The following is an 8,005-nucleotide window of genomic DNA, read 5'->3' on the forward strand; positions in this document are numbered from 1 at the left end:
CGTGACAACCCCGTCGACGCGGACGTTGCTGGGGGAGGACGAGGGCGGACTGGTCCGCCGCACCGTCCTCCCCGGCGGACTGCGCATCGTCACCGAGGCCGTCCCGACGGTCCGGTCGGTCGCCTTCGGCATCTGGGTCGGTGTCGGCTCGGTGGACGAGCAGCTCGCCGAGGCCGGCGCGACGCACTACTTGGAACACCTGCTGTTCAAGGGGACGCCGAAGCGCACCGCCCTGGACATCTCCTCGGCCATCGAGTCCGTCGGCGGTGAGATCAACGCGTTCACCGCCAAGGAGTTCACCTGCTACTACGCGCGGGTGCTCGACACCGACCTGCCGCTGGCCGTCGACGTCGTGGCCGACATGGTCACGTCGTCGGTGGTCGCGCCGGTCGACGTCGAGAGTGAGCGCGAGGTCGTCCTCGAAGAGATCGCCATGCGCGACGACGACCCGTCCGATGCCGTGCACGACCTGCTGGCCGGGCACATGTGGGGCGACAGCCCGCTCGGCCGGTCCATCCTCGGCACGGTCGAGAGCATCACCGGGATGTCCCGCGACACCGTCAACGACTACTACCGGCGCCACTACCTGGCCCGCACCATGGTCGTCGCGGTGGCCGGGAACGTCCGCCACGACGACGTCGTCGCGCTGGTCGAGAAGGCGTTCGGCTCGGCGGGCTTCCTGGACAGCGACGACGAGCCGGCGCCGCCGCGCACCGGCGGCGTCGCACCGTCGTCCGGCCGTGGCGTCACCCTGCTGCACCGGCCGACCGAGCAGGCCAACGTCGTGCTGGCCGTCCCTGGGCTGGCCCGCAACGACGAGCGGCGCTTCGCCCTCGGCGTGCTGAACGCCGCGCTCGGCGGCGGCATGTCGTCGCGGCTGTTCCAGGAGGTCAGGGAGCGGCGCGGACTGGCCTACTCGGTGTACTCGTACGCGTCACAGCACGCGGCGGCCGGGCTGCTGGGCGTCTACGTCGGCTGCCAGCCGAAGAAGGTCGACCAGGTGCTGGAGCTGTGCCGCACCGTGCTGGCCGACGTCGTCCGCGGCGGCATCACGATCGAGGAGCTGGAACGCGGCAAGGGCCAGGCCCGTGGCGGGCTGGTGCTCGGGCTGGAGGACACCAGCGCGCGGATGAGCCGGCTGGCCAAGGCCGAGCTCGTGTACGACGAGCTGCCCAGCGTCGACCAGCTGATCGCCCGGGTCGACGCCGTCACGATCGACCAGGTCACCGACCTGGCCCAGACCCTGCTGGCGGCCACGCCGTCGCTCGCGGTCGTCGGGCCGTTCGAGTCGGCCGGGCGGTTCGAGGCCGTGCTCGGCTGATGCCGTCGTCGCCGCGCGCACTGCTGTACCAGTGGTACGCGCGGCGGCTTTCTCGTGCGCTGGGCGCCGCGCCGTCGCTGCTGCCGCGGCACGTCGCCGTCGTCATGGACGGCAACCGGCGCTGGGCCCGGGCGGCCGGCTACGCCGACCCGTCCGTCGGCCACCGGTTCGGCGCCGAGCACGTCGACGACCTGCTGGCGTGGTGTTCGGCGATCGGCATCGAGTACGTGACGGTGTACGTGGCGTCGGCGGACAACCTGCGCAAGCGGGACTCCGACGAGGTCGATCACCTGATGCGCATGATCGAGGAGGTCGTCACGACGCGGCTGGCGGCGCCGTCGCACCAGTGGCGGCTGCACGTCGCTGGGCGGCTGGACCTGCTGCCCGACAGCACCCGGTTCGCGCTGAAGGAGGCCGTCTCGGCGACGTCGTCGCGGGCGGCCGGGCCGCTGCTGACGGTCGCGATCGGCTACGACGGCCGCCAGGAGATCGTCGACGCCGTCCGCTCCTACCTCGACGACGGCGGGGCGATCGACGACCTGACGGCGGAGGCCATCGGGGCGCACCTCTACACGCGCGGGCAGCCGGAGCCGGACCTCGTCATCCGGACCAGCGGCGAGCAGCGGCTGTCCGGCTTCCTGCTCTGGCAGTCCACGCAGTCCGAGCTGTACTTCTGCGACGCGTACTGGCCCGGCTTCCGGCAGGTCGACTTCCTGCGGGCGCTGCGGACGTACGCCCGCCGGAAGGCCTAGCCTGCCCCGTGCAGCCGGCGGCCGTGCGCGACGACGTCGTCGACCAGCGCCTCGACGTGCTCGGCCTCGGTGCGGTAGCTGATCAGGCAGGCCCGGATCGCGTACCGGCCGGCGACGACGGCGTTCGACGGGTACACCCGGCCGGCCCGCTGGACGGCGTAGAGGATGCGCTCGTTGAGCTCGTCGAGGTAGGCGTCGGTGTGCGGTCCGCCGGGCGGGACGTAACGGAAGCAGACGATCGACAGCTCCGGGTCGGCCAGCGCCTCCAGCTCGTCGTGCTCGTCGACGAGGTGGTGCAGCCAGCCGGCCAGCTCGACGTCGTGCCGGATGCGGCGGGCGCTGGCGTCCCAGCCCTGCGCGAGCAGCGACACCCACACCGGCAGCGCGTCGAACGGCCGGGTGAACTGCGGCGTCCACTGGTAGCGCAGCATCATCTCGCTGCGCACCTGCTCGTCGAGCTTGGCGTAGTCGGGCTGCAGCGTGAACGCGGCGACGTGCGCGGCCGGGTCGCGGAACAGCACGAGGCTGGCCGAGATCGGCATGTTGAGCCACTTGTGCGGGTCGCAGGTGATCGAGTCGGCCCGCTCGATGCCGGCGAACGCCGGCCGCAGCTCGTCGACCATCGCCGCCGGCCCGCCGTACGCGGCGTCGACGTGGAACCAGCAGCCGTACTTCGTCGCGACGTCGGCCAGCGCGTCCAGCGGGTCGATGGCGCCCAGCTCGGTCGTCCCCGCCGTCCCGACGATCGCGAGCGGCTTGACGCCCTCGGCGCGATCGTGCTGGATGGCGGCCTCGACGGCGTCCGAGCGGAGCCGGAACCGGTCGTCGGTGGGGATCCGGCGTACCGCCGACGTGCCGAGTCCGAGCAGGTCGGCGGCCCGGTCCACGGTCTCGTGGACGTCGTCGGAGGCGTAGACCGCGAGCCGGGGCCCGGCCGCCGTTCCGTCGCGGCGGACGTCCCAGCCGGCCCGGGCGTCGCGCGCCACCGCCAGCGCCATCAGGTTCGCCGTCGCGCCGCCGGTGACGAACGCGCCGGAGGACTGCTCGGGCAGGCCGAGCCGGCCGGTGAACCAGGCGAGGACGTGGTTCTCGATCTCGGTCGCGGCCGGGCCGAGCGGCCAGCCGCCGAGGTTCTGGTTGATGCCGGCGGCCAGCAGTGCGGCGGGCGCGCCCGGCACGGTGCCGGCGCCGCTGATGAACGCCATGAAGCCGCCGTGGCCGGTCTGCGCGCCGTGCTCGAACACGACGGTGCGCAGGTGGTCGAGCAGTTCGTCGTCGCTGAGCGGCTTGTCCGGCACGTCGCGGCCCTCGATGACCGCCGCGCGCGTCTGCGCCGGGGTGTGCGGGTGCGTGACAGGCAGGCCGGGCAGCCGGCGCAGGTACTCCGTCCACAGGTCCAGGGCGGCCGCGCCGAACTCGGCGGCGCGGTCCGGCGTCCAGTCCAGGTCGGGAAGGGGCTCGGGTCGCTGCATGGCCCGACGGTACTCCGCGGGGCGTGTGACCGGCCGGGTGACGTCAGGCGCCCTGGTAGTCGTGCTGGCGCCAGGCCTCGTAGACGGCGACGGCGGCCGAGTTCGACAGGTTGAGCGAGCGCCGTCCGGCCAGCATCGGGATGCGGACGCGGTCGGTGATCCGCTCGTCGTCGAGCACCTCGCGGGGGAGTCCCGTCGGTTCCGGGCCGAACAGCAGCACGTCACCCTGCTGGTAGGCGATGTCGCTGTGTCTCGTGGTGCCGGTGGTGGCGAAGGCGTAGACGTGCTCGGGGTTGATCGCCTTCCACGCCGCCGGGAGGTCGTCGTGCACCGTCACGTTCGCGAGGTCGTGGTAGTCCAGGCCGGCCCGGCGCAGCTTCGCGTCGTCGAGGTCGAACCCGAGCGGCCGGATCAGGTGCAGGTGCGCGCCGGTCGCGGCGACCATGCGGATCGCGTTGCCGGTGTTCGGCGGGATGCGCGGCTCGTAGAAGACGACGTGGAACACGTGGGGACGATCTCACGTCCGGAACGTGCGGCGGTAGCCGGACGGCGACACGCCGAGGCTGGCGCGCAGGTGCTGGCGCATCGACGCCGTCGTGCCGAAGCCGCAGCGGCGGGCCACCTCGTCGACGGGGAGATCGCTGTCCTCGAGCAGGTGGCGGGCGCGGTCGACACGCTGCTGGATGAGCCACTGGCCGGGGCTGACGCCGTTCTCCTGGCGGAACCGGCGGGTGAACGTGCGGACGCTCATCGCCTGCTGTCTGGCCAGGTCGTCGAGGGAGAGGGTCTGGTCGAGATGGCTCAGCGCCCAGCTGCGGGCGTCGGCCGTGCTGGGGGCGTCCGCCTCGGGGACCGGCTGGTCGACGTACTGCGCCTGGCCGCCGTCGCGCCACGGCGGGACGACGCAGCGGCGGGCGGCCCGGTTGGCGACGGCGGCGCCGAAGTCGCGGCGGACGATGTGCAGGCACAGGTCGATCCCGGCGGCGACCCCCGCGGAGGTCAGGATGTCGCCGTCGTCGACGAACAGGGCGTCGGGATCCAGTTTGACCTGCGGAAACAGCTCCGCGAAGCGCTGGGTGCTGCGCCAGTGCGTCGTCGCGCGGCGGCCGTCGAGCAGGCCCGCTGCGGCCAGCGCGAACGCGCCGGTGCAGATCGAGACCATTCGGGTGTGGTCGCTGATCCGCTCGAACGCCGCTTCGAGGTCGTGGGGGAGGGCGCCGTCGCGCGAGATGCTGGTCGTCTCGTACGAGGCGGGGATGACGACGGTGTCGGCCGCTGCGAGCGCCTCGGGACCGTGCTTGACGACGACGTCGAAGTCGGCGTCGGTGCGGACCGGTCCCTGGTCCAGGCCGCAGGTGCGCACGTCGTACAGGCTGTGGCCGTCGGCCGTCCTCGCCGCGCCGAAGATGCGGGCCGGGATGGACAGCTCGAACGGGATCACGCCGTGCCGCGCCAGCACGACGACGCGATGGGGCGTCGCTGTCATGGCCTTGACCGTCATGGCCGGATTCTTTCACAGTGTGGCTGTCGGGCCACTGGCGTCGGTTGGCGTTGGTCCCGCACCATCGTCGGGTGACGCAGACCGTGCCGGCCCGCCCGCCGATCTCTCGCCGGGTCGGCCGGGTCCATCGCGCCTGGTGGGTCGCGCTGGTGGCGTTCGTGGCCCTGGTCGGCGCGGCCGCGTTCCGGGCGACGCCGAGCGTGATGATCGAGCCGTTCCGCGAGGAGTTCGGCTGGTCGCACGGCACGATCTCGTTCGCGATCTCGGTCAACATCATGCTGTACGGCCTGACGTCGCCGTTCGCGGCCGCTCTGATGGAGCGGTTCGGCATGCGCCGGGTCGTCGCAGGCGCGTTGTCGCTGGTGGCGGTCGGCAGCGGGCTGACGGTGTTCATGACGGCCAGCTGGCAGCTGGTGCTGTGCTGGGGTCTGCTGGTCGGGTTGGGGACCGGCTCGATGGCGCTGGCGTTCGTCGCCACGGTGACGGATCGGTGGTTCGTGGCGCGGCGCGGGCTGGTGTCGGGGATCCTGACCGCGGGGACCGCGACCGGGCAGCTGGTGTTCCTGCCGCTGCTGGCGGTGCTCGTGTCGGACCACGGCTGGCGCCCGGCCTCGCTGCTGGTCTCCGGGGTGGCGCTGGCCGCTGTGCCGCTGGTGTGGTTCCTGCTGCGCGACCGCCCCGAGGACGTCGGCGTCCTCCCGTACGGAGCGGCCCCGCCCGCCGTCGACGCCCATGCCGCCGGTGCGCCGTCCGTCGCGGGTGCAGCGCCGGTCGAGCCCGGCTCCGGGGCCGGTCGCCGCGCGATCACCGCCCTCACGGCGGCCGCCCGCACCAAGGCGTTCTGGCTCCTGGCCGGCACCTTCGCCATCTGCGGCGCGTCGACCAACGGCCTGGTCGGCACCCACTTCGTCCCGGCCGCCCACGATCACGGCATGCCGGTGACAACCGCGGCCGGCCTGCTCGCCGTCATCGGGATCTTCGACCTCGTCGGCACGGTCGCGTCGGGCTGGCTCACCGACCGGTTCGATCCGCGCCTTCTGCTCGGCGTCTACTACGCCCTGCGCGGGGTGTCGCTGATGGTGCTGCCGCTGCTGCTGGCGGACGCGGTGCATCCGCCGATGCTGTTCTTCATCATCTTCTACGGCCTCGACTGGGTCGCCACCGTCCCGCCGACCATTGCTCTGTGCCGCGAGCACTTCGGCGCCTCCGGCCCGATCGTGTTCGGCTGGGTGCTGGCGTCGCATCAGATCGGGGCGGCGCTGGTGGCGTTCGGCGCGGGCCTGACGCGGGACGCGTACGGCAGCTACGACGCGGCCTGGATCGGCGCCGGCGCCCTGTGCGCGATGGCGGCCGCCATGTCCCTCGCCATCCGCCGTCGCCTCCCTCGACGTCCGGCGGTGGCCGCGCCCACTTGACGGCTTGCCAGCAACCCCCGCCCATCGGCGGCTGCGCCTGCGTGACGGCTTGCCAGCGCCCCCGTCCGTTGGTGGCCGGGGCCCGCGTGACGGCTCGCTAGCGCCCCGTCGGTCGGTGGCCGGACCCGCGTGACGGCTCGCCGGCACCCTGTCGGTCCGCGGCCGCGTGCACGTCGCGGCTCGTCGGCGCCCCGTCTGTGAGCAACCCCCAGTCGCGCGGCGGGCCCCGGACGTGGTGGCGGTGTCTCACTACCGACTCGCCGTGGGATCGTCGGCCCGGACCGCCTCCGCGATGCGCCGGGTGGCCCGGCTGGCTCGCTGACGAGCGGCGGCCCAGCTGATCCCGCGACGCTCGGCGGCGGCCTTCCCACCCGGGCACCCGGGAGCCGGCGCGTAGATGTCGACCAGGAGGAGCGCGTCGTCCCGGCTGATGGTCGCGTTGCCGACCGCCCAGGCCAGGAGCTCGTACAGCTCCAGGTCGGGCGCGCCGGCCGACCCGGGGCCGTCGCCGCTGCCGGGCACACCGACCGGATCACGGTCGCCAGGACGACCGGACGCCCCACCTGATCCAGCCGCACCGATCGCCCGGCCGGTACCGGCGGTCCTGTCTACGCCGCGGCCACCGGCGCCCTCCGCTGTGCGGTTCCCGCTGGCCGAGCCGGCCGTGCCAGTGGTGTCAGACGCGCCGGATCGTCCTCGTACGTGGGCCGCTGCAGCCGGCACATCGGACTCGGCGGCCGCGTGCAGCTGCTCGGGATCGGCCGGCGTCTCGTGCCGCTGGTACGCGAGCTCGTCGACTGTGAGCCGGAGCGTGTCCATCGCGATGTTGGCCGCCACCTTCACCGGCCGCCGCTCGACCGGATACCCCGCGACGACCGTCCAGAGCGCCGTGACCGCGGCCTGCTCGAGGCTCGCCCGTGAGTCGCGGCCGACGTGGCCGGCGGCGATGCGGACCGCCTTGCCGAGCATGAGCTGCAGGACAGACCGCGACGCCAGCGCGTCGCCGGATCGGCCGAGCCGCAGCAGCGCCAGCAACACTCCGTCGGCGTCTCGCCGGACCGCCGCCTCGAGGTCGCTCAGCGCACCGACCCCGCCGATCCGCCACCGCTCGACAACTGCCGCGCTCGACGGGTCGGCGCATAGCCGGATCCACTCGGCGTTCAGTTGCCCGACGACGCTGTCGTCGCTGCGCCGCGCCGGACCCTCGGCGCGCCCCGCCGCGCCCGCCGGAGCCGGTCCGGTCGAGGCCGCCCGCACGGTGCGCCCCTCCGCGGAAGCCCGCGTCGCCCGGGAAGCATCGGCAGGCTGCGCGTAGCTGGCGTCCGCGGGTTGCGCGGTGGTGGCGTCCGGCTGGGCCGGAGAAGCGTTGGCGGGTTGGGTGGTGCTGGTGGCAGTCGGCTGGGCCGGGGAGGCGTCGGCGGGTTGCGCGGTGGTGGCGTCCGGCTGGGCCGGAGAAGCGTTGGCGGGTTGGGTGGTGCTGGTGGCAGTCGGCTGGGCCGGGGAGGCGTCGGCGGGTTGCGCGGTGGTGGCGTCCGGCTGGGCCG

General features: G+C 73.6%; 8 protein-coding genes. 4 read left to right on the forward strand and 4 right to left on the reverse strand.

Features of this window, described 5'->3' with window-relative positions; genetic code table 11:
- Position 1: 1 nt before the first annotated feature.
- Positions 2–1,321, forward strand: coding sequence for a M16 family metallopeptidase (locus C1I92_RS27115; RefSeq protein ID WP_111257752.1), 1,320 nt, complete (start codon positions 2–4; stop codon positions 1,319–1,321).
- Positions 1,321–2,073, forward strand: a complete 753-nt coding sequence (gene uppS / locus C1I92_RS27120; RefSeq protein ID WP_111257753.1) for a polyprenyl diphosphate synthase — start codon at positions 1,321–1,323, stop codon at positions 2,071–2,073. The genes C1I92_RS27115 and uppS overlap by 1 nt, the downstream gene beginning before the upstream one ends.
- On the opposite strand, the gene C1I92_RS27125 is transcribed toward uppS, so the two are convergent.
- From C1I92_RS27125 to C1I92_RS27135, 3 genes are read right to left on the reverse strand one after another with little or no spacing between them, the layout of a single operon-like run.
- Positions 2,070–3,545 (reverse strand): pyridoxal phosphate-dependent decarboxylase family protein, encoded by a 1,476-nt coding sequence (locus tag C1I92_RS27125; protein ID WP_111257754.1) that lies wholly within the window; start codon positions 3,543–3,545, stop codon positions 2,070–2,072. The genes uppS and C1I92_RS27125 overlap by 4 nt on opposite strands.
- Positions 3,546–3,588: 43 nt before the next feature.
- A complete protein-coding gene (locus C1I92_RS27130; RefSeq protein WP_111257755.1) occupies positions 3,589–4,050 on the reverse strand; it encodes a tRNA (cytidine(34)-2'-O)-methyltransferase in 462 nt (153 codons plus the stop codon).
- Positions 4,051–4,062: 12 nt separating this feature from the next.
- Positions 4,063–5,031 (reverse strand): GlxA family transcriptional regulator, encoded by a 969-nt coding sequence (locus tag C1I92_RS27135; protein WP_111257759.1) that lies wholly within the window; start codon positions 5,029–5,031, stop codon positions 4,063–4,065.
- A gap of 86 nt (positions 5,032–5,117) precedes the next feature.
- On the opposite strand from C1I92_RS27135, the gene C1I92_RS27140 reads away from it, so the two are divergent.
- The gene (locus tag C1I92_RS27140; protein ID WP_199521643.1) at positions 5,118–6,461 is read left to right on the forward strand and encodes an MFS transporter; all 1,344 of its coding nucleotides are present in this window, start codon (positions 5,118–5,120) and stop codon (positions 6,459–6,461) included.
- Between the two features lie 249 nt (positions 6,462–6,710).
- Here C1I92_RS27140 and C1I92_RS27145 read toward each other — a convergent pair whose 3' ends face one another.
- Positions 6,711–7,718, reverse strand: a complete 1,008-nt coding sequence (locus tag C1I92_RS27145) for a hypothetical protein (RefSeq protein WP_111257756.1) — start codon at positions 7,716–7,718, stop codon at positions 6,711–6,713.
- A 79-nt stretch (positions 7,719–7,797) separates the two neighbouring features.
- Between C1I92_RS27145 and C1I92_RS35090 the strand changes: the two genes are divergently transcribed.
- Positions 7,798–8,005: hypothetical protein (locus C1I92_RS35090; RefSeq protein ID WP_233507309.1), on the forward strand; the 208-nt coding region annotated here is incomplete at its 3' end.

Origin of the sequence: Jiangella anatolica (assembly GCF_003236295.1) — a bacterium.
GTDB lineage: Bacteria > Actinomycetota > Actinomycetes > Jiangellales > Jiangellaceae > Jiangella > Jiangella anatolica.